Here is a 1,072-nt window from a genome sequence, read left to right as displayed (position 1 = left end):
CCCCACGGCTGGCGCTGATCTCCTGCGGTGAGAATAACGTGTATGGACACCCGGCCCCCAGCACGGTCGCGGCGTTGCGGGCCATGGGTGCGGTGGTCCTGCGGACGGATGTGGACGGGGCGCTGGCGGTGGGAGGTGAGGGCGGCGGGCTTCGGGTGACTCGGGAATGAGAGGGGTAACGGCCCTGGGCACGGATGGGGCCGGTGAGCTGCGGGTGGCGCGAGACTGAGGGCATGAATCCCGCACAGGTTGACGCCTATCTCCGCCGGCTGGGAGTCCAGCACCCGGCGTCGCCCACCGTCGATGTCCTGCGTGAGTTGCATCTGCGCCATCTGCAGACCGTGCCCTTCGAGAATCTGTCGATCCATCTGGGAGAGGAGATCGTGCTGGAGGAGGACCGGCTGCTGGAGAAGGTGGTGGGCGCGGGCAGGGGCGGGTTCTGCTACGAACTGAACGGACTGTTCGGCGCGTTGCTCACCGCGCTGGGCTTCGATGTCGCCCTGCTCGCGGCGCGGGTGTACGGGGACGAGGGGCGGCCGGGGATTCCGTACGACCATCTCGCGCTGCGGGTGCGGACGGTGGACGGGGGAGTGTGGCTGGCCGACGTGGGGTTCGGGACGCACAGTCACTATCCGCTGGCCTTCGAGGAGCGGGGCGAACAGGAGGATCCCGGCGGCACGTTCAGGGTTGCCGCGTCGGGACCGGATACGGCCGGGGCCGGGACGGGGGCCGGGGGCGGGGTGGTGGACGTGGACGTGGATGCGGACTTGGACGTGGTCCGGAACGGAAGGCCCGAGTACCGGCTGGAGACGCGGCCCCGGGTGCTCGGTGACTTCGTGGTCGGAGCGTGGTGGCACAGCACGTCGCCCGCCTCGCACTTCACCCGGTCACTGGTCTGTTCACGGCTCACGGACGACGGAGGGAGGGTCACGCTCAGCGGCCGCGTTCTGACGGTGACGGGGGCGGACGGGACGCGGGACGTACGTGAACTGACCACGGACGAGGAGGTGTTGACGGTGTACCGGGAGCGGTTCGGGATCGAGTTGGGGGTGGTGCCCGCGGTGCGTGAGCC

The 1,072-nt window shown here is 70.0% G+C and carries 1 protein-coding gene; it reads left to right on the top strand.

Annotated elements, in window-relative coordinates; genetic code table 11:
- Nucleotides 1-233: 233 nt before the first annotated feature.
- Nucleotides 234-1,072, top strand: an 839-nt coding sequence (locus tag ACFWI9_RS34745) for an arylamine N-acetyltransferase (RefSeq protein WP_387169404.1), incomplete at its 3' end; no start/stop codon positions are given.

It is taken from the genome of Streptomyces sp. NPDC127084, from assembly GCF_042724175.1.
Lineage (GTDB): Bacteria > Actinomycetota > Actinomycetes > Streptomycetales > Streptomycetaceae > Streptomyces.
This window is presented reverse-complemented; position numbering and strand designations above follow the sequence as displayed.